Origin of the sequence: Pseudomonas sp. WS 5503, assembly GCF_012985385.1 — a bacterium.
Taxonomy (GTDB): Bacteria; Pseudomonadota; Gammaproteobacteria; order Pseudomonadales; family Pseudomonadaceae; genus Aquipseudomonas; species Aquipseudomonas paracarnis.
Window position 1 is genome coordinate 13847 of the sequence record NZ_JAAQWI010000014.1, and the last position, 23850, is coordinate 37696.

Genomic DNA, 23850 nt, shown 5'->3' on the forward strand with positions numbered 1-23850 from the left:
CAGAGCGGGAAGTGTTCAAACAAAGGATGAGGCTATGGTTCAAGTTCGCAAACTGGTGTTAGCAATAGCGGCCGCCTCGGCGCTGTCCTCCGGTATGGCGCAGGCGCTGCAACTTGGGGAGATGACCCTCAAGTCGAAGTTGAACCAGCCGCTGTCGGTGGAAATCGAATTGCGCGATGTGGGCGGCCTCACGGCGTCCGAGATCACCCCCAGCCTGGCTTCGGCCCAGGCCTTCGTGGATGCGGGTGTCGACCGCCAGGCGTTTCTCGATGACCTGACGTTCACGCCGGTGATCAACCCCGAAGGTCGCAGCGTGGTACGTGTGACCTCCAGCAAGCCGCTGCCCGATTCCTACGTGCGTTTCCTGATGCAGGTGCAATGGCCCAATGGCCGCTTGATGCGTGACTACAGTGTGCTGCTCGACCCGGCCAAGTTTGACCAGCCGGCACCGACTGCCAGCGCGCCGGCCAGCTCTGCGCCTGCCACTGGCACGCTTGCCCGGCACACCACCACGCCCCACGATACCTTGTGGGAAATTGCCGCGAAGAACCGTCATGGCGCCTCGGTCCAGCAAACGATGCTGGCTATCCAGGCGCTTAACCCGGATGCCTTTGTCGACGGCAACATCAACCGCCTGAAAACCGGCCAGGTGCTACGCCTGCCGGATATCACCCAAAGTACAGCCCTGGCCCAGCCGCAAGCGATTGCCGAAGTGAGTGCGCAGAACGCCGCCTGGCGCCAGCGCCAGCGTAGTCCTCAGGGGCAAGTGGCTGGTAAGCCGCAGTTGGATGCAACCCGGCGCACCCAGGCCGGCAATGCGCCGTCGAGCACCCAGGCCAAAGACAATTTGAGCCTGGTATCGGCGCAAGCCGCCAAGAAAGGTGGCAAAGGCGCAGCTGGGGACAGCCGCGCCCTGAGCGACAAGCTGGCGATGGCCCAGGAAGAGCTCGACACCACGCGGCGCGACAACGAAGAACTGAAAAGCCGTGCCGCCGACCTGCAAAGCCAGCTGGACAAGCTGCAGAAGCTGATCCAGCTGAAGAATGACCAATTGGCTCGTTTGCAGGCGCAAACCGGTGAGCCAGCCGCGATCCCCGCACAGTTGCCCGGTGAGCCTGCAGCCGAGCCTGCGGCCCCTGTTGCAACGCCAGCGCCAGCGCCTGAACCTGTCAAGCCGGCTGCCGCGCCGGCCAGTACCGAAGGCAAGTTCAATGATCTGCTGACCAACCCGATTGTGCTCGGCATCCTTGGCGGTGCGGCCCTGCTGGTGGTGTTGCTGCTTTTGCTGCTGTGGGCACGCCATCGCAATGCTCGCCGCGAAGAAGAGAAGCATCTGCGCATGGCTCGGGCGTTGGCCGAAGAGCCTGAGTTCGTTTCCAATATCGATCAAGACCTGCCGCCTGACAGCTTCGAGGGCCTTGAAGTGCCGCCGCCGAGCGTCAAGCTCGCCACCGCAGTTGCGCCAGCAGCCGCACCCGCGCCAGCACCGGTGGTCGAGACGGTTGTGGCGCCGACGGTCGCCTCCGTGCTGGCGCCGTTGGCGGTTGCCGTGGCTCAGGAAAATTCCAGCGACGCCCTGGCCCAGGCCCAATCCCATATTGACCGTGGCCACCTGAACCAGGCGGCGGATGTGCTTGAACAAGCCATCAAGCACGAGCCCAAGCGCAGCGACCTGCGTTTGAAGCTGATGGAAGTCTATGGCCTGCAGAACAACAAGGACGGGTTCGTCACCCAGGAGCGCCAGTTGGTGGCCAACGGTGAGAACCATGCCCAGGTCGAGCAGCTCAAGGCGCGCTTCCCGGCCATGGCCGTGTTGGCTGCGGGTGTCAGTGCCGCAGTGGCCGCCGCAGCCCTGGATGCGCAATACGTCAAGGACCTGCTCGACGACAAGCCGGCCTCGGCTGCGCAGGCAGACACCTTCGACACCGATTTCGACTTGAGCCTGGATGACCTGGAAGCCGCCTCGCCGGCCGAGATCGCGCAAGACCAGCAAACCTTTGAAACATTGCTCAAACAACAGACCGAGCCCAAGGCCGACGCACAGGACCTGTCGGACTTTGACCTGGACCTGCAGCTGGACCCGCCCGCGTCGCAAACCGATGACGACTTCCTGTCGGGCCTTGAAGAGCAGATCAAGGATGTACCGCCAGTGGAGCCGCCGACCCTGACGCCGGCTGCGCTGGACGAATTCAACCTGCCGGAAGACTTTGACCTGTCGCTGGCGGACGAGCCGAGCAACCCTGCGGCCAAGCCCGATGCCTTCGCGTCGGAGCTGGATGACGTCAACGCTGAACTGGATCGATTGTCCCAGAGCCTGGAACATCCGCCGATCGAGCCTTCCTTCACGGCTGAAGATGCCGCGCTGGGTGCTGAGGATGAGCCGGATTTCGACTTCCTCTCGGGCACCGATGAAGTGGCTACCAAGCTCGACCTGGCCCAGGCCTATATCGACATGGGCGATGCTGACGGCGCGCGAGACATCCTGTCCGAGGTGCTGACCGAAGGCAACGAAGGCCAGCGTGGCGAAGCCAAGGAAATGCTCGGCCGAATCTAACGGCCGAGGCAGAAAAATGTGGGAGCGGGCTTGTTGTGGCGAGGGAGCTTGCTCCCGCTGGGGGCGTAGCGCCCCTGAAAAGCCGGCTCCAGCTGCGCTGTCGAACGGGAGCAAGCTCCCTCGCCACAAAAACCCCAGATTAAAAGCCCCCTCTCATGCACCCTGACGCCCTATAATGCCCGCCTTTGCGCAACTCATCAGGCTCTCAGTTCTTGGCAAATATAGATAACGCGGCTGCCGAAATGGCGGCCGCAGGCTTTTACCGCATCGCCCTGGGCGTGGAATACAAAGGCTCGCGCTATCGCGGCTGGCAGCGTCAGGCCTCCGGGGTGTTGACGGTGCAGGAAACCCTGGAAAACGCCCTGTCCAAAGTCGCCAACTCGCCGGTGTCGCTGATGTGTGCCGGGCGTACCGATGCTGGCGTACACGCGTGTGGCCAAGTGGTGCACTTCGACACCCAGGCCGAGCGTTCGATGAAGGCGTGGGTGATGGGGGCTAATATCAATTTGCCCCATGATGTCAGTGTCAGCTGGGCCAAGGTCATGCCGGCGCATTTTCACGCCCGTTTCAAGGCCATCGCCCGCCGTTACCGCTACGTGATCTACAACGATCAGATCCGCCCGGCGCACCTCAATGAAGAAATCACCTGGAACCACCGCCCGCTGGATGCCGAGCGCATGGCCGAAGCCGCGCAGCATCTGGTCGGGGTGCATGACTTCAGCGCCTTCCGTGCCGGGCAGTGCCAGGCCAAGTCGCCGATCAAGGAAGTCCACCACCTGCGGGTGACGCGCCACGGCAAGATGATTGTGCTGGATATCCGTGCAGGTGCCTTCCTGCATCACATGGTGCGCAACATCGCTGGCGTGCTGATGACCATCGGCACCGGTGAGCGCCCGGTGGAGTGGGCCAAGGAAGTGCTGGAAAGCCGCATTCGCCGCACGGGCGGGGTCACGGCGCATCCGTTCGGCCTTTACCTGGTGGATGTGGAGTACCGCGACGAGTTCGAATTGCCGGAACGCTTTATCGGGCCGCACTTCCTCACCGGTTTCAGCGAACTTGGCGGCTGACGCCCGGAAAAGCTTTTGTTACCATCCGGGACTTTCTCGGTCCAACCCTGAGGTTCCTACGACATGTCAGCCGTTCGCAGCAAGATTTGCGGGATTACCCGCATAGAAGACGCGCTGGCGGCAGTCGAAGCGGGGGCGGATGCCATTGGCCTGGTGTTTTATGCCAAGAGCCCACGGGCGGTGAATGTGCTGCAGGCGCGGGCGATCATCGCTGCATTGCCGCCCTTCGTGACCACCGTGGGGTTGTTCGTCAACGCCAGCCGCTGCGAGCTCAACGAAACCCTGGATGCGGTGCCGCTGGATATGTTGCAGTTCCATGGCGACGAATCGCCAGAGGAATGCGAAAGCTATCAGCGCCCGTACATCAAGGCGTTGCGAGTCAAGGCTGGGGACGATATCGCCGCAGCCTGCGCCGCTTATACCGGCGCTCGCGGGATTCTGTTGGACACTTACGTCGAAGGCGTACCCGGTGGCACGGGCGAGGCGTTCGACTGGACGCTGATTCCCGAGGGGTTGAGCAAGCCGGTCATTCTCGCGGGTGGGCTCACTCCAGCGAATGTCCAGGCAGCCATCGAACAGGTCCGGCCGTATGCCGTGGACGTCAGCGGTGGGGTGGAGCAGGGCAAGGGGATCAAGGACCCGAGCAAGATTCGCGCGTTCATGCAGGCCGTGCGCAACAGCAGGGGTGGGATGTGACGGCTGGCAGTCTGCCGCCGTCCATAACTACCACTGTGTAAAACAGCCCGGCGCCACCTGTGGGTGGCCCGGAAACGAAGTGGCAACCCTGCGCTGGCAGGTTGTCTGGAAGGCTGAGGATACGGGCGGGAAATGGCAGGTCCAACGTCTGACCCCGTCCCGCCTGTGTCATCGCCACATATGAATTTAGCTCAAGGGCATACGCGGGGCTGTGTTCGAGCCACCGGTACTGGAGAAAAGAAAGCATGAGCAACTGGTTAGTAGACAAACTGATCCCTTCGATCATGCGTTCCGAGGTGAAGAAAAGCTCGGTTCCTGAAGGTCTGTGGCACAAATGCCCATCCTGCGACGCGGTGCTGTATCGCCCGGAGCTGGAAAAGACCCTGGACGTTTGCCCCAAGTGCAACCACCACATGCGTATTGGCGCACGCGCTCGTATCGACATCTTCCTGGATGCCGATGGCCGTAATGAGCTGGGTGCCGACCTGGAGCCGGTTGACCGTCTCAAGTTCCGCGACAGCAAGAAGTACAAGGACCGCCTGGTCGGCGCACAGAAGCAGACTGGCGAAAAAGACGCGCTGATTTCGGTCAGCGGCAAGCTGCTGGGCATGCCGGTAGTAGTCTCGGCCTTCGAATTCTCCTTCATGGGCGGTTCCATGGGTGCCATCGTCGGTGAGCGCTTTGTTCGCGCTGCCAACTATGCCCTGGAAAACCGTTGCCCGATGATCTGCTTCGCCGCCTCCGGTGGTGCGCGTATGCAGGAAGCCCTGATTTCCCTGATGCAAATGGCCAAGACCTCGGCGGTACTGGCGCGTCTGCGTGAAGAAGGCATTCCGTTCATCTCCGTACTGACCGACCCGGTCTACGGCGGCGTCTCCGCCAGCCTGGCGATGTTGGGCGATGTGATCGTTGGCGAGCCTAAAGCCCTGATCGGTTTTGCCGGCCCGCGCGTAATCGAGCAGACCGTGCGGGAAAAACTGCCGGAAGGCTTCCAGCGCAGCGAGTTCCTGCTGGAGCACGGTGCGATCGACCTGATCATTCCGCGTGGCGAACTGCGCCCGCGCCTGGGCAGCCTGCTCGCGCAAATGATGGGCTTGCCGACGCCTGTGTACATCGCGCCTAAGGTCGAGCCGATCGTCGTGCCGCCGGTGCCAGCAAACCTATGACCCAACGTACCCTGGGCGAATGGCTCGCCTACCTTGAGCAGTTGCATCCGTCCGCCATCGACATGGGCCTGGAGCGCTCGCAACAGGTAGCGGCCCGCCTCGGGTTGGGCCAGCCGGCACCGCGTGTGATCACGGTGACCGGCACCAACGGCAAAGGCTCCACCTGTGCCTTTGTCGCCGCGCTGTTGCAGGCCCAGGGCCTCAAAGTCGGCGTGTACAGTTCGCCGCACCTGCTGCGCTACAACGAGCGGGTGCAGCTCAATGGCGTCGAAGCCACTGATGCCCAGCTGTGCGAAGCCTTCGCAGCCCTGGAAGCCGGGCGTGGCGACATTTCCCTGACCTATTTCGAGATGGGCACCCTGGCGGCGTTCTGGCTGTTCGAGCGTGCGCAACTGGATGTGGTCGTGCTGGAAGTCGGCCTCGGCGGGCGCCTGGATACTGTCAACGTGGTGGATGCCGACCTGGCCCTGGTAACCAGCATTGGTGTCGATCATGCCGATTACCTGGGCAATACCCGCGAATCGGTGTCTTTTGAAAAGGCCGGGATCTTCCGCCAGGGCCGTCCGGCGCTGTGTGGTGACCTGGACCCGCCGCAACCCTTGCTCGACAGGGCGCGCGAACTGGATTGCCCGTTCTACCTGCGGGGTCGCGAGTTCACCCTGGACATCGGCCACACCCATTGGCAATGGCGTGGGCAGGATGCACGTGGCCAACGGGTAGAGCTGCTTGATTTGCCGTTGCTGAACCTGCCGATGGAAAACGCCGCGCTCGCGCTGCAAGCCTATTTGCTGCTGGACCTGCCGTGGGACGCCGCGCAGATCGCCGCGACCTTGCTGGCAACGAAAGTGGTGGGGCGCCTCGATCGCCGAACCTTCGACTGGCAAGGCAAGCGCCTGAGCCTGATGTTGGATGTAGGCCATAACCCCCATGCTGCGCAGTACCTGGCTGAGCGTCTGGCGCGTACGCCGCCGGTGGGGCGTCGCCTGGCGGTGTTCGGGTTGTTGGTCGACAAGGACCTAGACGGCGTGGTTGCGCCACTGCTGGGCAGCGTCCAGTCTTGGGCCGTTGCGCCGCTGGACACTCCACGCAGCCGTCCTGCGGTTGAGTTGGAAACTGCCTTGCAGAACCTTGGCGCGCCGGTGACGTCGTATGCAAGCGTCACTGCAGCCCTGGAGGCGCAGTGTGCGGTAGCGACGGCCGAGGACGAAATCCTGTTGTTCGGATCATTTTATTGTGTTGCCGAGGCGCTTGAATGGCTGGCCCGGCGCTCCACGGAGGAAGCTGCACATGGCATTACTGGATAGCGCATACAAGCAGCGAATGGTCGGGGCCCTGGTGCTGGTGGCGTTGGCGGTAATCTTTTTGCCGATGCTGTTTTCCCGCCAGGACGAACAGCGCCAGGTGGTGGTTGAAGCTCCCGCTGCGCCCCAGGCGCCGGTGGTGCCGCAGGTTCAGGTCGAACCGGTGGTCGTGCCTGAGCCTCAGGTGTTGCCGGAAGAGCCTGTGCCCGTCGAGGAGGAGGTCGTCACACAGCAGGCGCCTTCACAGGCCCCTTCGATGCCGGTGCAGCCAAGTGTGCCGGTGGTCAAGCCAACGCCAGCCCCGGCTGTCGCCGCCAAACCGGCTGCACCGGCGCCAGCGCCCAAGCCGGTAGCGCCGCAGCCTGCAGCGCCTGGCAAGCCGGATGTGGGGCAGAGTCGCATCGACCCTAATGGCCTGCCGATCAGTTGGTCGATCCAGCTGGCCAGCCTGGCCAATCGCGAAAGTGCCGACGCCTTGCAGAAAAGGCTGCGTGCCCAGGGGTATAACGCTTATATCCGCAGCGCTGACGGCAAGAATCGTGTGTTTGTCGGGCCGCTGATCGAGCGTGCGGAGGCAGATCGCCTGCGCGATTTGCTGGGTCGTCAGCAGAACCTCAACGGGTTTGTGGTGCGTTTCCAGCCCGAGCGCGGCTGAACGGGCAATATGCTCTAAATGTGGGAGCTGGCTTGCCTGCGATGGCGGTGGTTCAATCGACAACGATGTCGAGCGTGCCGCCCTCATCGCAGGCAAGCCAGCTCCCACATTGGTTTGTGCTGGGGTTGAAATGCGATTGGCCCGTCACAATCTATTGATTTGCAAAGCACCCGCAATCACCGCTTACCGATAGCCCGGCGCTCTGCTAAAATGCGCCGCCTTATCCGTACGTAGGCTGCACTGTGCCATTTACCTGGGTTGATTGGGCGATCGTTGCAATCGTCGCCATCTCCGCTTTGATCAGTCTGAGCCGCGGCTTCGTAAAAGAAGCACTGTCGTTGCTGACCTGGATCATCGCAGGAGTCGTAGCCTGGATGTTCGGTGGTTCACTGTCGGTCTACCTGGCCGGGTACATAGAGACACCTTCGGCTCGCGTCATCGCGGGCTGCGCCATCATGTTCATCGCCACGCTGTTGGTGGGGGCAATGGTCAATTATCTTATTGGCGAGTTGATACGTGTCACCGGCCTCTCCGGGACCGATCGATTTCTCGGCATGGCCTTCGGGGCTGCGCGTGGCGCGTTGCTGGTGGTCGTGGCGGTCGGGCTGTTGAGCCTGGGGCCGGTACAGCAGGATTCGTGGTGGCAGGAGTCGGTACTCGTGCCAAAATTTCTATTGGTTGCAGACTGGTCCAAGAACCTCATCCTGGGGTGGAGCAGTCAGTGGCTGGCCAGCGGAATCAGCGTACCCGCTGATCTTCCGTTCAAGGAGCACCTCTTACCGGCCAAAACGCCTCAGTAAGCTGTGTTCAGTCAAGATTCATTAAGTAGGGGTTGCGTCGCATGTGTGGCATCGTCGGTATCGTCGGTAAGTCGAACGTCAATCAGGCGCTGTATGACGCGCTAACCGTCCTCCAGCACCGCGGCCAGGACGCTGCCGGTATTGTGACCAGCCACGACGGCCGGTTATTCCTGCGCAAGGACAATGGCCTGGTGCGTGACGTGTTCCATCAGCGTCACATGCAGCGCCTCGTCGGGCACATGGGCATTGGCCATGTGCGCTACCCGACTGCCGGTAGCTCGACCTCGGCCGAAGCTCAACCGTTCTACGTCAACTCGCCTTACGGCATCACCTTGGCGCACAACGGTAACCTGACCAACGTTGAACAACTGGCCAAGGAGATCTACGAATCTGACCTGCGCCACGTCAACACCAGCTCCGATTCGGAAGTGCTGCTCAACGTGTTCGCCCACGAGCTGGCCCAGCGTGGCAAGCTGCAGCCGACCGAAGAAGACGTGTTCGCCGCCGTGATCGACGTGCACAACCGTTGCGTCGGTGGTTATGCGGTGGTGGCGATGATCACCGGTTACGGCATCGTTGGTTTCCGCGACCCCCACGGCATTCGCCCGATCGTGTTCGGCCAGCGTCACACCGACGAAGGCGTCGAGTACATGATCGCTTCCGAAAGCGTGTCCCTGGACGTGCTGGGCTTCACCCTGATCCGCGACTTGGCGCCGGGCGAGGCTGTCTACATCACTGAAGACGGCAAGCTGCACACCCGTCAGTGCGCCGTAGCGCCGAAACTCACCCCGTGCATCTTCGAACACGTCTACCTGGCGCGTCCGGATTCGATCATCGACGGCGTCTCGGTCTACAAGGCGCGCCTGCGCATGGGCGAGAAGCTGGCCGAGAAGATCCTGCGCGAGCGTCCCGAGCACGATATCGATGTGGTCATCCCGATCCCGGATACCAGCCGTACCGCTGCGCTGGAACTGGCCAACCACCTGGGCGTCAAGTTCCGCGAAGGCTTCGTGAAGAACCGCTACATCGGCCGTACCTTCATCATGCCCGGCCAGGCTGCACGCAAGAAATCGGTACGCCAGAAGCTCAACGCCATCGAGCTTGAGTTCCGCGGCAAGAACGTAATGCTGGTAGATGACTCCATCGTGCGGGGCACCACCTGCAAGCAGATCATCCAGATGGCCCGCGAAGCCGGGGCGAAGAACGTGTACTTCTGTTCCGCTGCGCCTGCGGTGCGTTACCCGAACGTGTACGGTATCGACATGCCGAGCGCCCATGAGCTGATCGCGCATAATCGTTCGACCCAGGACGTGGCCGACCTGATCGGCGCCGACTGGCTGATCTACCAGGACCTGCCGGACCTGATCGAAGCGGTTGGCGGTGGCAAGATCAAGATCGAGCAGTTCGACTGCGCCGTGTTCGACGGCAAGTACGTGACCGGCGATGTCGACGAGGCCTACCTGAACAAGATCGAGCAGGCGCGCAACGACTCGTCGAAGATCAAGACACAGGCGGTCAGCGCGATCATCGACCTGTATAACAACTGAGTAAACACCGGCCCTGAGGGGCCGGTTTTGTATCTTAAACAAAGAATTGAATAAGGAGTCGCAGCATGAGTCAGGAATGGGATGCCGGTCGGTTGGACAGCGACCTCGATGGCGTAGCTTTCGATACCCTGGCTGTGCGCGCCGGCCAGCACCGTACCCCGGAAGGTGAGCACGGCGACCCGATGTTCTTCACCTCCAGCTACGTGTTTCGTACTGCCGCCGACGCCGCTGCGCGGTTTGCTGGCGAAGTGCCGGGCAACGTGTATTCGCGCTACACCAACCCGACCGTGCGTGCGTTCGAAGAGCGCATTGCGGCCCTGGAAGGTGCCGAGCAGGCCGTGGCGACTGCCACCGGCATGGCGGCCATCCTGGCCGTGGTGATGAGCCTGTGCAGCGCCGGCGACCATGTGCTGGTATCGCGCAGCGTGTTCGGCTCGACCATCAGCCTGTTCGAGAAGTACTTCAAGCGTTTCGGTATTGAAGTCGATTACGTGCCCCTGGCGGACCTGTCCGGTTGGGAGGCGGCCATCAAGGCCAATACCAAGCTGTTGTTCGTCGAATCGCCGTCCAACCCGCTCGCTGAGCTGGTGGACATCGCCGCGCTGTCCGAAGTCGCGCATGCCAAGGGCGCCATGCTGGTGGTGGACAACTGCTTCTGCACCCCGGCCTTGCAGCAACCGCTGAAGCTGGGTGCGGACATTGTGGTTCACTCGGCAACCAAGTTCATCGACGGCCAGGGCCGTTGCATGGGCGGCGTGGTGGCCGGTCGCAGCGAGCAGATGAAGGAAGTGGTGGGCTTCCTGCGCACCGCCGGCCCGACCCTCAGCCCGTTCAACGCCTGGATCTTCCTCAAAGGCCTGGAAACCCTCAGCCTGCGCATGAAAGCCCATTGCGCCAACGCCCAGGCCCTGGCCGAGTGGCTGGAGCAGCAGGACGGTATCGAGAAGGTGCATTACGCCGGCCTCAAGAGTCACCCGCAACACGCCTTGGCCCAGCGCCAGCAGCGCGGTTTCGGTGCAGTTGTGAGTTTTGAAGTGAAGGGCGGCAAAGACGGCGCCTGGCGCTTCATCGACGCGACGCGCTTGATCTCCATTACCGCCAACCTGGGTGACAGCAAGACCACCATCACCCACCCGAGCACTACCTCCCACGGGCGCCTGGCGCCGCAGGAGCGTGAAGCGGCCGGCATCCGTGACAGCCTGATCCGCATTGCGGTGGGCCTGGAAGATGTCGCTGACTTGCAGGCAGACCTGGCCCGTGGGCTGGCGGCCTTGTGATCGAGTGGTCCATGGAGGCCGCAGCGGCCAGTAACGGGCGCGTGGCGCTGGTGACGGGTGCGGCGCGGGGCATTGGCCTCGGGATTGCCGCGTGGCTGATCAGCGAAGGCTGGCAGGTGGTGCTGACCGACCTGGACCGCGAGCGCGGTGCCAAGGTGTCCAAGGTGCTGGGCGACAATGCCTGGTTTATCACCATGGACGTGGCCGACGAGAAGCAAGTGGCCCAGGGTGTCGCCGAGGTGCTGGGGCAGTTCGGGCGCCTGGATGCGTTGGTGTGCAACGCGGCGGTGGCCGACCCACGCAATATCACCCTGGAAAGCCTGGACCTGGCGTACTGGAATCGGGTGCTGGCGGTCAACCTCAGTGGGCCGATGCTGCTGGCCAAGCACTGCGCGCCTTACCTGCGTGCCCATGGCGGTGCCATCGTCAACCTGGCCTCGACCCGGGCGCGTCAATCCGAGCCTGACACCGAAGCCTATGCGGCCAGCAAAGGTGGGCTGTTGGCCCTGACCCACGCCCTGGCCATGAGCCTTGGGCCGGAAGTGCGGGTCAATGCGGTCAGCCCTGGCTGGATCGACGCACGTGATCCGGCTGCGCGGCGTGCAGAGCCGCTCACCGACGCCGATCATGCCCAGCATCCGGCGGGCAGGGTGGGGACGGTGGAGGACGTGGCGGCGATGGTGGCCTGGTTGCTGTCACGCCAGGCCGGGTTCGTCACCGGGCAAGAGTTCGTGGTGGACGGTGGCATGAGCAAGAAGATGATTTACAGCGAGTAGGGCGGGTAGCCGTCTTGAAGTCATTTCGTCTTTTTCAGAAAAACTTCAAGCAGGCTATTGACTTAGGTCCGCTACCTGCGTAAATTTCGCGGCCTCAACGAAGCAAAGGGTGATTAGCTCAGCTGGGAGAGCATCTGCCTTACAAGCAGAGGGTCGGCGGTTCGATCCCGTCATCACCCACCACTTCTTGAGAGTTTTGCCCTAGGGCAAGACGCAACGTTAAAGGTTGCACCGACGCGCAGCGGTAGTTCAGTCGGTTAGAATACCGGCCTGTCACGCCGGGGGTCGCGGGTTCGAGTCCCGTCCGCTGCGCCATATTTTCCAGGTTCGATATGTCGGGCTTGAGATTGAACAGCCAAGGCTGATCGATCAGATGTTTAAAGGTGGTTGAGGGTTCATGCTCAATCAGCCAAGCGATACGCAGCGGTAGTTCAGTCGGTTAGAATACCGGCCTGTCACGCCGGGGGTCGCGGGTTCGAGTCCCGTCCGCTGCGCCATATTTGCTTCCACTAAGGCCCACTGAACGCCTGGAAGCTACGGAAATAGCGGCCTTGAGCCGCTTTTTTCGTTTTCTGAATTCCATTGGAATCCATCTCCAGCCACGGTTTTTAAGTACACATTTAAGTACACCGCTGGCACAGCCTTTTACGATTCCTTGCGCATCAATTTTCTTATTGGTCCGTCTACCGCTGGGTTGTATTCCCCTCCTTGATGCAAAAGGAGGTGTCTGATGGCTCTGACAGATACAGCGATCAAGCAAGCCAAGCCCGCCAGCAAGCCTTACACGTTAACTGATGGGGATGGCTTATCTCTGCAAGTGCCCACGACGGGTTCGAAGCGCTGGCATTTCCGCTTCTATTGGCATGACAAGCAATTGCGTATTTCCCTTGGCATCTATCCCGACGTCAGTCTCAAGGAGGCTCGCCAGCGGAGAGAGGCTGCACGCGCGCTGGTGGCCAACAATATCGATCCCCGCTCACATCGTCGCGCCGAGCGCCAAAAAGCCTCTCACGCCGCCAACAACACGTTTGAAGCGGTTGCTGGTCGCTGGCATGAGTTCCGAAGTAAAAAGCTGACGAAAAGTAAGAGGGGCAGTGCAGGGCAAGCGAGCAAATACCTGAAGAAGGACATGCTGCCGTGTTTGGGCGATCTTCCGATCTCAGATATTTCTCGTGGTGACGTGCTGGAGCTCATTAGGCGAATTGAGCGCAGAGGGGCGCTGGTCTCTGCTCGAAAGGTGCGCACCTGGCTCAACCAGATCTTCCGTTTTGCCATGGCGGAAGGGCTCCTTGATGTGAACCCAGCAGCAGATCTTGATATCGTTGCCGAGACGCCGCGGCCAGTTCGCCATAATCCTTTCCTCCAGGTAAATGAACTTCCAGGACTGCTAAGGACCGTAACCAACTATGGGTGTGCAGAAGCGACACGACTTGGTATCCGTCTATTGCTGTTGACAGGGGTGCGTACAGGAGAGCTACGTGCGGCGACGCCAGACCAATTCGACCTCGACAAGGGGATCTGGCTGGTGCCGCCGGAGGGTGTCAAGCAACTCCGGAGTCGTGTTCGAACCCAGGGGAATGAGATCCCACCTTATGTAATTCCACTGTCTACCCAAGCAATTGCAATTGTGCAGCGGCTAATGCAGCTAAGGGCGCGCGGTGCGCGGTACCTGCTGGTTCACCGATACGAATCGCAGGAAATGATCAGTGAAAATACCCTTAACACCGCGATTAGCCGTATGGGTTACAAAGGAAGGCTCACCGGTCATGGCATCAGGGCTACCATCTCCACGGCGCTTAATGAGGTTGGCTTTGTAGAAGAGTGGATTGAGGCGCAGCTTTCACACGCTGATACCAACCAAATTCGGGCTGCATACAATCATGCAGAATACGTCGAGCCGAGACGTAGGATGATGCAATATTGGGCGGATTTATTAGATGCGCTAGAGGGCGGCGTTTCTCCGCCTACGCCCGAAGCATACATGCCGCATACCGGGCGAATTTCAATGGGGTGTCTGAGTGCACAGCGGGAGTCGGCTGATTAATAGTATCGGGTGCTAGGGGGTCGAGTGTTCGAATCACTCCGTCCCGGCCATATTCTATGACTTAGCCCAATCTTCACCGGTTGGGCTTTTTCATGTCTAAAAAATACTCCCACGGATATTTTGGATCTGGATAGCGTTGCCATTCCGAAGGCGCAATTGTGTTCTGATCTCATGTCCGGAGGCTCTCCGTGCCAAGGCGATGCTCTGAAGTGGCAAGTGCGTTCGTCTACTGCATTGCCCATATCGGAGGTCCGAGAGGCGAGCACCGGGGGATGGGTATTGGCGGGTGATAGTCTCGGTTGCTGCGGAGGCCATTCAGACAATCTCTCAGGCCGGCAGAGGTATTAGGTATCACGCAGTTTCAGCGGCGTGACGTGGAGAGGGCTGATCAAGCATGATCCCGCTCAGCGAGCCGCAACCATCAGCAGCAACCACGGGTGGACGTGTGAATCGCCCCTGGTTTCGTAGACACCTCCAAGCCTCATAATGAGGCCCAAATAGGAGGTGCCATGAGTCGTCAGCGTTACCCCGAAGAATTCAAGATCGAAGCGGTCAAGCAAGTGACCGAGAAAGGCAATCCTGTCGCCGATGTTGCCCAGCGCCTGGGCATGTCTGTTCACAGCCTCTACGCCTGGATCAAGCTCTACAGCAAACCCCAAGAGCAGCGTCAGCAAGACGATGAGCAGCAAGCCGAACTGCGCAAGCTTCGCGCAGAACTCAAGCGCGTGACTGAAGAGCGAGACATCTTAAAAAAGGCCGCCGCGTACTTTGTCAAGGAGTGCAACTGAAGTACGCCTTCATCAAAAAGCACTCGACGCATTACCCGGTGCGGCGCCTTTGCCAAACCCTCAAGGTGCATCCCAGCGGCTACTAGGGGTTTGGGGAGCAATGGAACCGAAAACCAACGTAAGCACGAATTAGAGTTCGCTTTACTCGTATGTGACTGTTGATTGGAGAACTCTGATTGTCGAAACGAGTTTATCGAACCGCTTTTCGGATGTTTACGGTCCTTCCTGATGTTCGTTAAAGCGGTTTCATAAAACGGTGGTTTTATCGTACTCCCCAGACAGAGCGCTGGTTTGCGGGCAGGTACTGGGCTTAAGTGCGTTTACTGTTCCATTGCTCCCCGAACCCCTTCTTCAAGTTTTGATAAACCCAATGACAACCAAGCAGCCTGAAGCCGTGGCCTGTCAGGTTGAAGTCATAGAGGTTTGTAGGGAAACGTCAGGAAAAGCCGAAATAGCCCCTATCTTGACGTACTTCGGTCGTCCGGTCTGACGCCAGGTTGAGGCATACCCCATTCGGACACCGACTACACAACCTAAGGGCTTGCAGGCTGTCAGCAGGGCTTATCGTACGATTTTTTCCGTTTTCTCTATGCCCCCCTGATTGATCACGAAAAATCACGCTGCTATCTGCTGGCAAGGTTCAAGCGGCAAAACGGCGATCAACGCTACCTTCTAGAAATAGATACCTCAGACAACCGGAAGACCATGTCAACGCGGATCATGGGCTTCAAAGCAGGTGTTGAGGCAGGAAAATGCATAGACAGGATCTTGAGGGAGACAGTGAAAGGCTCGTTGCGTTGGCCAGGCACCATGGCGAAGTACTGTGAGCCTTTGCACTCTGTGCATCACCCGAAAGAAAGCTCACCTGGGGCCAACCATGCCCGGGTGTTCGACTGGAAGCAGCGGATACGCGCGGCCCTAGGCTGATTGCAGAATACACCGCAGTTCGGCTGCGATACATCTTGTCGCGCACTGCGTGCAGCCTCCCCGAAACTGCCCGGAGCCGTGCCAAGGCGATATAGGCCCCTTGGGAGTCGGCAAGACGCATCTGGCCATCGCACTGCGCTATCGGGCGGCGCAGTGCGGCATCAAGACCCGCTTCATCACTGCGGCCGACCTTGGTGCTGCAACTGGGCGCGGACCAGCGTAACCGTCCGGGCATCCCGGCTGGCTTGACCCCGCCAAGCTAAGAGATGGTGGCAGTTCGTGGATGCCGTTTCCCGGGTGCACGCGATCCGAGACCACGCGATCAAGCAGGAAAACGAGCACCTGGGCTTGCCTGACTGACCGCAGGCCGGCGACGACAAGGTGGAAAAGTTCGGCGTGTGGCTCTGGCGGCAACGATCCCGCGAAGGGCGGACGGTGCTTGAGCTGTTGAACGTAAGCGTGCGGGCAAACCGTCTTGCGCGACTATGCCGGATGCCACCTATGCGGCAGCAGCTCTGCAATCTCACTCGCCCGCTGCGTCGGCAACCGTGTCAGCACATCCTTGAGATAGGCATACGGATCGTGCCCATTATTACGGGCCGACTGGATCAAACTCATGATCGCAGCAGCGCACTTGAGCATGCGATCCCGCGCCGAGCATTTGAGAAGGCAACGGGATGAACGCTGGCTGGATAGCCGTGGTTTTCTGGGTATGCAGCCGAATCCATTTGTGGACGAGGTTGGCATTGAGGCTGTAGCCCAAGGCGATGTTTGCGATGGAGGCACCGGGTTCAGAACACTCCTGAATGACCTGGGCCTTGAAAGATTTGCTGTAGGTACGGCGCTGAGGGGGCATGGAAAATCCGCTTGATGGGCCATGGCCTTCGGCGGCGGTGTCGGGAAGGTGTGTTGGCCGGACGGATACTGTTGAACTACGCTGTCTGGGGCAACGGAAGTGTTTCGGCCCGACTCTGGAACGCGATCCGCAGCGACGACTGGGCAATTCCGCACGTTGGCCTGAGCAGTTGACCTGCATCAATGGGGCGGGAGATCGCTGTACATTGACTCTTGAAGTTTGTCCTGGTAAGCGCAATATCTTGCAAAGTCTTGCAAGGATTTCCTTGGCCGGAACCGCAAAGCGACGCGATTGGAGAGGGTGAGATGAAAGCGCACCTACAGGTGATTTTCACGCTCGATGAATTGGCTGCGTACTTGAAAGTCGGCAAGCGGACGCTTTATCGGCTCGCCGCGCACGGGGAAATTCCGGCTTTCAAGGTGGGCGGGACGTGGCGGTTTCGTCAAAGTGAAATCGATCAGTGGATCAATGATCAGACCCGAGCCGGAGCAAAGAAGGAGGTGATGCGCAAGCGTGAACAGCAGAAGTCATCCGAGCCGCCCGTGTCGCCTGGGCGCACTGCCCGTCGCAGCAGGTAAAGGGCTTGAGTAACTCGTTTTTCAATTTTTCTGGAGGTATGACATGGACATCGATTTCAAGAAGTTGGCTCCCTGGAACTGGTTCAAGAACGAGCAGCAAGAGCAGCAGACCGCCTCTTCCCTGCCGGTGCAGCGCAATGACCTGCCAGCGGCGAGCGGGCCAGTCAGCCCGATCCTGCAACTGCATCGCGAGATCGACCGGCTGTTCGATGACGCGTTCCGGGGCTTCGGTTTTCCGGCGCTGGCCATGCCGCGGCTGCCATCCGATTGGTCGGGCATGCTGAAGCCGGCCCTGGACATCCAGGAAACCGACAAGCAGTACAAGATTGCCCTGGAAGTGCCCGGTGTCGAGGAAAAGGACATCCAGATCACCCTCGACAACGACGTGCTGGTGGTGCGTGGCGAGAAGCGCCAGGAACAGGAGAAGAAGGAAGGTGGCTTCCACCGTGTGGAGCGCACCTACGGCAGCTTTCACCGCGCCTTGAACCTGCCTGACGACGCCAATCAGGATTCGATCAAGGCATCGTTCAAGAACGGGGTGCTCACGGTCACGATCGACAAGCGCGAGGTCAGCGCGCCGAAGCAGGGACGTTCGATCCCGATCAACAGCTGACGTCGCCGGCTCGTTCGTCACAAGAAAAACCCGGTACGAGACGAGGTGTCGCGGCTCGCGATGCCTCGTCGCCTCAACCTTGTCAACCTTCTCAGGAGCATCAGCATGGCCAGAAAACAATGCCAGGTCTGCGGCCAACCCGCCACCGTGCGGGTGGAAGCCAATCTCAACGGGCGTCACAGCACCATGCTGTTGTGCGACGACCATTACCGCCAACTGGTGCGCCAGCAAAAGCGCACCGTCTCGCCGCTGGAAGCCTTGTTCGGCTCGCGCAGCGGCCTGTTCGAGGACTTCCTCGGCAGTGACTTCTTCCGCATCGGCGACGACGCGACGCCCTTTGCCGCCGATACCGATGACGTGGTCGATGCCGTGTTTGGCGAACCCGCCGCCGCAGGTTCGGGTGCACCGCGCCGGCGCGGCAGTGGGCTGGCCAGCCGCATCAGCGAACAGTCGGAAGCCCTGCTGCAAGAGGCCGCCAAACACGCTGCCGAATTTGGCCGCTCCGAGGTGGATACCGAACATCTGCTGCTGGCGCTGGCCGACAGCGACGTGGTCAAGACCATCCTGGGTCAGTTCAAAATCAAGGTCGATGACCTCAAGCGGCAGATCGAGTCCGAGGCCAAGCGCGGGGACAAGCCGTTCGAGGGCGAGATCGGCGTGTCGCCGCGCGTGAAGGATGCGCTCAGCCGCGCCTTCGTGGCCTCCAATGAACTCGGCCATTCCTATGTCGGTCCGGAGCATTTCCTGATCGGTCTGACCGAGGAAGGCGAAGGGCTGGCCGCCAACCTGCTACGCCGCTACGGCCTGACGCCGCAGGCGCTGCGCCAACAGGTCAGCAAGGTGGTCGGCAAAGGCGCCGAGGATGGCCGCGCCGAGACGCCGACCAACACGCCAGAACTCGACAAGTATTCGCGCGACCTCACCAAGATGGCGCGCGAGGGCAAGCTCGATCCGGTCATCGGCCGTGCGCAGGAGATCGAGACCACCATCGAGGTGCTGGCCCGGCGCAAGAAAAACAACCCGGTGTTGATCGGTGAGCCCGGCGTCGGCAAGACCGCCATTGTCGAAGGACTGGCGCAGCGGATGGTCGCCGGCGAAGTGCCCGAGACGCTGCGCGACAAGCGTCTGGTGGAACTCAACATCAACGCCATGGTGGCCGGCGCCAAGTATCGCGGCGAGTTCGAGGAGCGCGTGCAGAAGGTGCTCAAGGAAGTGACCGAGCACCAGGGCGAGATGATTCTCTTCATCGATGAAGTGCACACCATCGTCGGTGCCGGCCAGGGTGGCGGCGAAGGCGGGCTGGACGTGGCCAACGTGTTCAAGCCGATGATGGCGCGCGGCGAGCTGAACCTGATCGGCGCCACCACGCTCAACGAGTATCAGAAGTACATCGAGAAGGACGCCGCGCTGGAGCGTCGTTTCCAGCCGGTGATGGTGCCCGAGCCGACGGTAGCGCAGACCATGATGATCCTGCGCGGCCTGCGCGACACCTTCGAGGCGCACCACAAGGTCAGCATCACCGAGGATGCGATCATCGCCGCCGCCGAGTTGTCGGACCGCTACATCACCGCGCGCTTTTTGCCTGACAAGGCCATCGACCTGCTTGACCAGGCGGCCGCACGCGTGAAGCTGTCGGCCACGGCTCGCCCAGTGGCCGTACAAGAGCTGGAGTCCGAACTGCACCAGTTGCGGCGTGAGCAGGACTACATGGCCTCGCGCAAGCAGTACGACAAGGCCGCCGAGCTGGGCAAGCGCATCGAGGCAAAAGAGGCCGAACTCAAGAAGCTCATCGAAGATTGGGAGCGCGAGCGCGCCTCGGGCAGCGCCGAAGTCAAGGCCGAGCATGTCGCGCAGATCGTCTCGCGCCTGACCGGCATTCCGGTCAACGAGCTGACGGTGGAAGAACGCGAGAAGCTGTTGCATCTGGAACAGCGGCTGCACGAGCGCCTGGTGGGCCAGGACGAAGCGGTGCGCGCGGTGGCCGATGCCGTGCGGTTGTCGCGCGCGGGGCTGCGCGAAGGCGGCAAGCCGGTGGCGACTTTTCTGTTCCTCGGGCCGACCGGCGTGGGCAAGACCGAGCTCGCCAAGGCGCTGGCCGAGTCCATCTATGGCGATGAAGGTGCGCTGCTGCGCATCGACATGTCCGAGTACGGGGAACGCCATACCGTGGCACGCCTGGTGGGCGCGCCTCCGGGTTATGTGGGCTATGACGAGGGCGGCCAGCTCACCGAGAAGGTGCGTCGCAAGCCCTACAGCGTGTTGCTGCTGGACGAGATCGAGAAGGCTCACCCCGACGTCTACAACATCCTGCTGCAGGTGTTCGACGACGGGCGGCTCACCGACGGCAAGGGCCGGGTGGTGGATTTCACCAATACCATCATCATCGCCACCTCGAACTTGGGCTCGGACATCATCCAGCGTCGGCTGAAGGCCCGTAGCGCCGCCGGCGAGGAATACGAGAAGACCAAGTCCGAGGTGATGGACGTGCTGCGCGGACACTTCCGCCCCGAGTTCATCAACCGCATCGACGAGATCATCGTCTTCCATGCGCTGGGCAAGGAGGAGATCCGCCATATCGTCGGCCTGCAGCTCGATCGTGTGGCCCGCAACGCCGCCAGCCAGGGCGTGACGCTGACCTTCGATCAGACCTTGATCGACCACTTCGCGGAGGAAGGCTACAAGCCCGAGTTCGGTGCGCGTGAACTCAAGCGCCTGATCCGCAGCGAGCTGGAAACCGCGCTGGCACGCGAGATGCTCGGCGGCGGAATCGGCAAGGGCGATCACGCCAGCGCACGCTGGGACGACAAGGCCGAACGGGTGGTCTTCGAGCGCCAGGAGCCACCCGCAAAGCCGGCCGAGCCTGAGAAGCCCGATGTCGCGAACGTGGCCGAGACGCCGCCGAGCGACGCGAGCAAGCCTGCGCGCAAGAAAAAGTCAGCGGGCGGCGAATCTTGAGTCATGGGGAGGCTGTCGTGATCCTTCAATTGACCCAAGGACTTGTTCTTGATGGAAACGAAAAGTAGCAGGCGCTATTCAGAGTGCGCCGGCGGCTCTGTTCGGTGCGTCATCCAATTCGCCGGCATTGTTCAAGGAGAACCGATATGTCTGCATTGACTCCGTGGGACCCCTTCCGGGAACTGGATGAATTGCAAAACCGCCTGGCGACGATGTTGGGACGGCCCCCCCAGCGACAGGGCGCCCGTACCGGCAACGAAGCCATGACCACGGCGGACTGGGCACCAATGGTGGACATCAGCGAGGATGAGAACGCATTCCTCCTCAAGCTGGATCTGCCGGAGGTCCCCAAGGATGCCGTGCGCGTCAGCGCGGAAAACGGCGTACTCACCATCAGCGGCGAGCGCAAACTGGAAAAAGAGGAGCAGGGCAAGAAATTCCACCGCATCGAACGTGCGTATGGCCGCTTTGTGCGCAGCTTTGTCTTACCTGACAACGTTGATCCGACCAAGGTGACGGCTTCGATGAAAGACGGCGTGCTGGAAGTGCGGCTTGTCAAGGCCGAGCAAGCCAAGCCGAAGCAGATTGAAATTTCAGTCAATTAACTTCAATTGGAGTCCAACATCATGAATATCAAACAGCCCCAATACATCCGTTCCGCACTTGCCCTGGCGGTCTGCATCGGACTGAGTGGACCGGTTTTGGCCCAATCGGCGGCAAGTCCAAGCGCTGCAGCGCCCTCTGTCGCACCCAAGGCGGCGCAGCCACAAGTAGACGACAAGGCCGCCCAGGAAGCCGAAAAAAAGCGTTCCGAGCTCACTCAGGACGCCATCACGGCGCTCACCAAGACCCAGGAGGCTTTGACCCTCCTTGATGCAAATAAGACCAAGGAGGCGCTCGCTGCGCTGGAACTGGCCACCGGAAAGCTGGAACTGGTATTGGCACGCGACGCCAAACTTGCTTTGGCGCCGGTCGATGTACGCGTCATCACCCATGATATCCACGCCAACGTGGAATCGGTAAAGAAAGCGGTCAAGTTGTCTCGGGAGTTGTTGGGTGATGGCGAGGTGCAAAAGGCCCGGCCCATCGTTGCCAATCTGGCCAGCGAAATCGTGATCGAAACCGACAACCTGCCCATGGCAACGTACCCGGCAGCGATCAAGTCGGCTGCACGGCTCGTCGACAGCGGCAAGATCGACGAAGCCAAAGCAGAGCTCGCCCGAGCACTGAACACGCTGGTGGTCATCCAAGTTGTACTCCCTCTGCCCGTGCTACGGGCCGAGGCCGCGATAGCAAAAGCTGAAAAGCTGGCCGAGACTGACAAGCGCGATGCCAAGCAGAACGAGGAGCTCAGCACCTTGCTGTCGTCCGTGCGCACGGAGATCGAGCTGGCGCAAATCCTGGGTTATGGCAAGAAGGAGGACTTCAAACCCATCTTCGATCAGGTGAAGTCCATTGAGCAAAAGTCGGCTGGTGGCAAAAGCGGCAATGGATGGTTCGACGAGTTGAAGACGCGCATCCAAAAGCTGTTTTGAGGTGATGAAGGGGCCGACTGCTCCATCGGTCAGTCTCGCGATATTCGCAGTCGGCCCCAATAGATTCCCCTATTTTCACTATCTCATACGAGGCATATCACCATGAATGAGCAAACATCGAATCCCAACGCGATCAACGAAGGCACGAACGAACAGGCCGCGGTAAGCAGCCTTCCTGCCAGACCAGAGCCCAAGCCTGAAGTCGTCACGGAGGTACAGCCTGAGGTTCAGAAGGAAACGGACTCGCAAGCGGCAGACAAACGTAAACAAGTCCTCGATGAGGCCGTCTCGGCCTTGGCGCTGACCAAATCAGCGCTGGCGGCCCTGGACGAAAAAGAATCCGCGCGAGCACTGGCAACGCTGGCCGAAGTGACGGGAAAGCTGGAGCTGATCGTTGCACGCGAACCCACGCTCGCCCTGGCCCCCGTTGATGTGCGCACCATCGTGCACGACTTGTTCGCCAACACGGAAACCGTTGAGGCGATGACTGACGAGGCGCTGGATGCCCTCAAACATGGCGAGGTGCAACGCGCTCGTCGCGTGTTGGCATTGCTGGCCAGCGAAATCGTGATTGCGGTCACCAACATCCCTCTGGCGACTTACCCGGCAGCCGTGAAATCCGTCGTGCCGCTGATCGATCAGGGCAAGATCGAAGAGGCCAAGGCCGCGCTGCAGTTGGCGCTCGGCACGCTCGTCGAGACACTCAGCGTCATCCCGCTGCCCATCCTGCGCGCCAAACTGCTCGTCAAGCGCGCCGAGACCTTGACAGAAGATGGCCAGCGCAGCGAGGCGTCCGGTGAACGCCTGCAGGACTTGTTAAACGAAGCCCGGCAGCAGTTGGAAATGGCAGAACTGCTGGGCTATGGCAAAAAGAAGGACTTTGAGCCCCTGTACTCTGAACTCAAGAAAGTCAAGGAAAAGACGGCCGGAGGCGGGAGCGGAAAAGGCTGGCTCGATGAAATCAAGGCGAGACTGTCAAAGCTGTTCTAAAACCGCAAGAGAGGGGCGAATAGCCCCTCTCTTCGCCATGAAGGCTTGATTTTCCTGATCTCATGATCCATCAAGGAGATATCGCATGAATGCAAATACCATCGCCGATTCGAATGCGGATAACCCTGCCGATGCCGTGTGTTCACTGACCCAAAATTGGTGGTTGTTTGCGCTGCGCGGCATATTCGCGTTGATTTTTGCAGTCCTCGCATTCTGGATGCCACACTCGGCTTTGTTCGCCATGACGATAGTGTTCGGCGCATTTTCTTTGGTCAATGGTGCGTTCAACCTGGTTGCAGCGGTGCGGCAAATGCGACAAAAGCAGCGCTGGGGCTGGCTGTTGTTCAGCGGCATCGTCGGCATACTCACCGGTGTCGTTGTGGTAGTTGCCCCTCTGGCTGCCACTTTGGCGTTGGCCTATTTCTTGTGGGTAAGCGTGGCATTCTGGGCAATTTTCACCGGTATGCTGGAGATATCCGCCGCCGTTCGTCTGCGCCGGGAAATCAAGGGCGAGATCTGGCTTGCCCTCAGCGGGCTGCTTTCCGTGCTCCTCGGTGCGATCATCCTATGGATGTTTTTTACCCGCCCGATCGAATCATTTCTGGCCGCGGGCTGGGTATTGGGTTTCCATGCTGCGATCTTCGGTATGACTCTTTTGCTTCTTAGTTGGCGTTTGCGCAAAGCGCGTCAGCGGTAAGGGCGTGAAAAACCAAACCGTAAGATCA

Annotated in this window: 19 protein-coding genes, 3 tRNA genes and 4 pseudogenes; 24 read left to right on the top strand and 2 right to left on the bottom strand. The window is 60.6% G+C overall.

Annotated elements, in window-relative coordinates; translation table 11 throughout:
* Positions 1 to 34 precede the first annotated feature (34 nt).
* The 17 genes and pseudogenes from HBO10_RS28135 to HBO10_RS28215 form a co-directional block, all read left to right on the top strand.
* A complete protein-coding gene (locus HBO10_RS28135; RefSeq protein ID WP_034126237.1) occupies positions 35 to 2554 on the top strand; it encodes a FimV/HubP family polar landmark protein in 2520 nt (839 codons plus the stop codon).
* Between the two features lie 242 nt (positions 2555 to 2796).
* Positions 2797 to 3621 carry a tRNA pseudouridine(38-40) synthase TruA gene (gene truA / locus HBO10_RS28140; RefSeq protein WP_003192549.1) on the top strand — a complete coding sequence of 275 codons (825 nt, stop codon included), beginning with the start codon at positions 2797 to 2799 and terminating at the stop codon, positions 3619 to 3621.
* Between the two features lie 63 nt (positions 3622 to 3684).
* Entirely contained in the window at positions 3685 to 4317 is a 633-nt protein-coding gene (locus HBO10_RS28145; protein WP_034126238.1) for a phosphoribosylanthranilate isomerase, read from the top strand.
* A 245-nt stretch (positions 4318 to 4562) separates the two neighbouring features.
* Positions 4563 to 5483 (top strand): acetyl-CoA carboxylase, carboxyltransferase subunit beta, encoded by a 921-nt coding sequence (accD, locus tag HBO10_RS28150; protein WP_003192545.1) that lies wholly within the window; start codon positions 4563 to 4565, stop codon positions 5481 to 5483.
* On the top strand, positions 5480 to 6787 hold the full coding sequence (gene folC / locus HBO10_RS28155) for a bifunctional tetrahydrofolate synthase/dihydrofolate synthase (RefSeq protein ID WP_034126239.1): 1308 nt from the start codon (positions 5480 to 5482) through the stop codon (positions 6785 to 6787). The genes accD and folC overlap by 4 nt, the downstream gene beginning before the upstream one ends.
* Positions 6771 to 7439: an SPOR domain-containing protein gene (locus HBO10_RS28160; protein ID WP_034126240.1), complete on the top strand. Its 669-nt coding sequence runs from the start codon at positions 6771 to 6773 to the stop codon at positions 7437 to 7439. The genes folC and HBO10_RS28160 overlap by 17 nt, the downstream gene beginning before the upstream one ends.
* Before the next feature lie 242 nt (positions 7440 to 7681).
* Entirely contained in the window at positions 7682 to 8239 is a 558-nt protein-coding gene (locus HBO10_RS28165) for a CvpA family protein (RefSeq protein WP_003192538.1), read from the top strand.
* 41 nt (positions 8240 to 8280) lie between these two features.
* On the top strand, positions 8281 to 9786 hold the full coding sequence (purF, locus tag HBO10_RS28170; protein WP_003192537.1) for an amidophosphoribosyltransferase: 1506 nt from the start codon (positions 8281 to 8283) through the stop codon (positions 9784 to 9786).
* Between the two features lie 65 nt (positions 9787 to 9851).
* Positions 9852 to 11063: an O-succinylhomoserine sulfhydrylase gene (locus tag HBO10_RS28175; RefSeq protein WP_014719150.1), complete on the top strand. Its 1212-nt coding sequence runs from the start codon at positions 9852 to 9854 to the stop codon at positions 11061 to 11063.
* Positions 11064 to 11074: 11 nt separating this feature from the next.
* The gene (locus HBO10_RS28180) at positions 11075 to 11839 is read left to right on the top strand and encodes an SDR family oxidoreductase (RefSeq protein ID WP_003192533.1); all 765 of its coding nucleotides are present in this window, start codon (positions 11075 to 11077) and stop codon (positions 11837 to 11839) included.
* Between the two features lie 107 nt (positions 11840 to 11946).
* A tRNA-Val gene (locus HBO10_RS28185) sits at positions 11947 to 12022 on the top strand.
* A gap of 55 nt (positions 12023 to 12077) precedes the next feature.
* Positions 12078 to 12154, top strand: a tRNA-Asp gene (locus HBO10_RS28190).
* 105 nt (positions 12155 to 12259) lie between these two features.
* Positions 12260 to 12336: transfer RNA gene (locus tag HBO10_RS28195), tRNA-Asp, on the top strand.
* Between the two features lie 233 nt (positions 12337 to 12569).
* The gene (locus tag HBO10_RS28200) at positions 12570 to 13883 is read left to right on the top strand and encodes an integrase arm-type DNA-binding domain-containing protein (protein WP_010567522.1); all 1314 of its coding nucleotides are present in this window, start codon (positions 12570 to 12572) and stop codon (positions 13881 to 13883) included.
* Between the two features lie 509 nt (positions 13884 to 14392).
* Positions 14393 to 14754: pseudogene (locus HBO10_RS28205) on the top strand (transposase); the annotation flags it as partial.
* Positions 14755 to 15268: 514 nt separating this feature from the next.
* Positions 15269 to 15598 (top strand): annotated as a pseudogene (locus tag HBO10_RS28210) (Tn7-like element transposition protein TnsE); the annotation flags it as partial.
* Positions 15599 to 15689: 91 nt separating this feature from the next.
* Positions 15690 to 15788, top strand: a pseudogene (locus HBO10_RS28215) (ATP-binding protein); the annotation flags it as partial.
* A 293-nt stretch (positions 15789 to 16081) separates the two neighbouring features.
* Here HBO10_RS28215 and HBO10_RS28220 read toward each other — a convergent pair.
* Both HBO10_RS28220 and HBO10_RS28225 read right to left on the bottom strand, forming a co-directional pair.
* A pseudogene (locus HBO10_RS28220) lies at positions 16082 to 16234 on the bottom strand (transposase domain-containing protein); the annotation flags it as partial.
* Complete coding sequence (locus HBO10_RS28225; protein ID WP_001446199.1) at positions 16191 to 16454, bottom strand: transposase; 264 nt, start codon at positions 16452 to 16454, stop codon at positions 16191 to 16193. The pseudogene HBO10_RS28220 and the gene HBO10_RS28225, both read right to left, overlap by 44 nt.
* Before the next feature lie 305 nt (positions 16455 to 16759).
* On the opposite strand from HBO10_RS28225, the gene HBO10_RS28230 reads away from it, so the two are divergent.
* The 7 genes from HBO10_RS28230 to HBO10_RS28260 all read left to right on the top strand — a co-directional run bounded on the left by HBO10_RS28230 (position 16760) and on the right by HBO10_RS28260 (position 23822).
* Positions 16760 to 17032 (top strand): helix-turn-helix domain-containing protein, encoded by a 273-nt coding sequence (locus HBO10_RS28230; RefSeq protein WP_034126242.1) that lies wholly within the window; start codon positions 16760 to 16762, stop codon positions 17030 to 17032.
* A 43-nt stretch (positions 17033 to 17075) separates the two neighbouring features.
* Positions 17076 to 17645 (top strand): small heat shock protein sHSP20, encoded by a 570-nt coding sequence (gene hsp20, locus HBO10_RS28235; protein WP_034126243.1) that lies wholly within the window; start codon positions 17076 to 17078, stop codon positions 17643 to 17645.
* Positions 17646 to 17750: 105 nt separating this feature from the next.
* Entirely contained in the window at positions 17751 to 20600 is a 2850-nt protein-coding gene (clpK, locus tag HBO10_RS28240) for a heat shock survival AAA family ATPase ClpK (RefSeq protein WP_034126244.1), read from the top strand.
* A gap of 146 nt (positions 20601 to 20746) precedes the next feature.
* Positions 20747 to 21205 carry a small heat shock protein sHSP20-GI gene (gene hsp20-GI / locus HBO10_RS28245; RefSeq protein ID WP_016782889.1) on the top strand — a complete coding sequence of 153 codons (459 nt, stop codon included), beginning with the start codon at positions 20747 to 20749 and terminating at the stop codon, positions 21203 to 21205.
* 21 nt (positions 21206 to 21226) lie between these two features.
* Positions 21227 to 22135, top strand: a complete 909-nt coding sequence (gene yfdX1 / locus HBO10_RS28250; protein ID WP_016782890.1) for a heat resistance protein YfdX1 — start codon at positions 21227 to 21229, stop codon at positions 22133 to 22135.
* A 102-nt stretch (positions 22136 to 22237) separates the two neighbouring features.
* Positions 22238 to 23125, top strand: coding sequence for a YfdX family protein (locus tag HBO10_RS28255; RefSeq protein ID WP_016782891.1), 888 nt, complete (start codon positions 22238 to 22240; stop codon positions 23123 to 23125).
* Positions 23126 to 23210: 85 nt separating this feature from the next.
* Positions 23211 to 23822 (top strand): DUF308 domain-containing protein, encoded by a 612-nt coding sequence (locus HBO10_RS28260; RefSeq protein WP_000993372.1) that lies wholly within the window; start codon positions 23211 to 23213, stop codon positions 23820 to 23822.
* The last annotated feature ends 28 nt before the right edge of the window (positions 23823 to 23850 follow it).

Excerpts from the sequence above, each read along its gene's own strand:
- HBO10_RS28135 (WP_034126237.1), top strand. The coding sequence starts at position 35 with ATGGTTCAAGTTCGCAAACTGGTGTTAGCAATAGCGGCCGCCTCGGCG.
- truA (WP_003192549.1), top strand. The coding sequence starts at position 2,797 with ATGGCGGCCGCAGGCTTTTACCGCATCGCCCTGGGCGTGGAATACAAA.
- HBO10_RS28145 (WP_034126238.1), top strand. The coding sequence starts at position 3,685 with ATGTCAGCCGTTCGCAGCAAGATTTGCGGGATTACCCGCATAGAAGAC.
- accD (WP_003192545.1), top strand. The coding sequence starts at position 4,563 with ATGAGCAACTGGTTAGTAGACAAACTGATCCCTTCGATCATGCGTTCC.
- folC (WP_034126239.1), top strand. The coding sequence starts at position 5,480 with ATGACCCAACGTACCCTGGGCGAATGGCTCGCCTACCTTGAGCAGTTG.
- HBO10_RS28160 (WP_034126240.1), top strand. The coding sequence starts at position 6,771 with ATGGCATTACTGGATAGCGCATACAAGCAGCGAATGGTCGGGGCCCTG.
- purF (WP_003192537.1), top strand. The coding sequence starts at position 8,281 with ATGTGTGGCATCGTCGGTATCGTCGGTAAGTCGAACGTCAATCAGGCG.
- HBO10_RS28175 (WP_014719150.1), top strand. The coding sequence starts at position 9,852 with ATGAGTCAGGAATGGGATGCCGGTCGGTTGGACAGCGACCTCGATGGC.
- HBO10_RS28180 (WP_003192533.1), top strand. The coding sequence starts at position 11,075 with ATGGAGGCCGCAGCGGCCAGTAACGGGCGCGTGGCGCTGGTGACGGGT.
- HBO10_RS28200 (WP_010567522.1), top strand. The coding sequence starts at position 12,570 with ATGGCTCTGACAGATACAGCGATCAAGCAAGCCAAGCCCGCCAGCAAG.
- HBO10_RS28225 (WP_001446199.1), bottom strand. The coding sequence starts at position 16,454 with ATGCCCCCTCAGCGCCGTACCTACAGCAAATCTTTCAAGGCCCAGGTC.
- HBO10_RS28230 (WP_034126242.1), top strand. The coding sequence starts at position 16,760 with ATGAAAGCGCACCTACAGGTGATTTTCACGCTCGATGAATTGGCTGCG.
- hsp20 (WP_034126243.1), top strand. The coding sequence starts at position 17,076 with ATGGACATCGATTTCAAGAAGTTGGCTCCCTGGAACTGGTTCAAGAAC.
- clpK (WP_034126244.1), top strand. The coding sequence starts at position 17,751 with ATGGCCAGAAAACAATGCCAGGTCTGCGGCCAACCCGCCACCGTGCGG.
- hsp20-GI (WP_016782889.1), top strand. The coding sequence starts at position 20,747 with ATGTCTGCATTGACTCCGTGGGACCCCTTCCGGGAACTGGATGAATTG.
- yfdX1 (WP_016782890.1), top strand. The coding sequence starts at position 21,227 with ATGAATATCAAACAGCCCCAATACATCCGTTCCGCACTTGCCCTGGCG.
- HBO10_RS28255 (WP_016782891.1), top strand. The coding sequence starts at position 22,238 with ATGAATGAGCAAACATCGAATCCCAACGCGATCAACGAAGGCACGAAC.
- HBO10_RS28260 (WP_000993372.1), top strand. The coding sequence starts at position 23,211 with ATGAATGCAAATACCATCGCCGATTCGAATGCGGATAACCCTGCCGAT.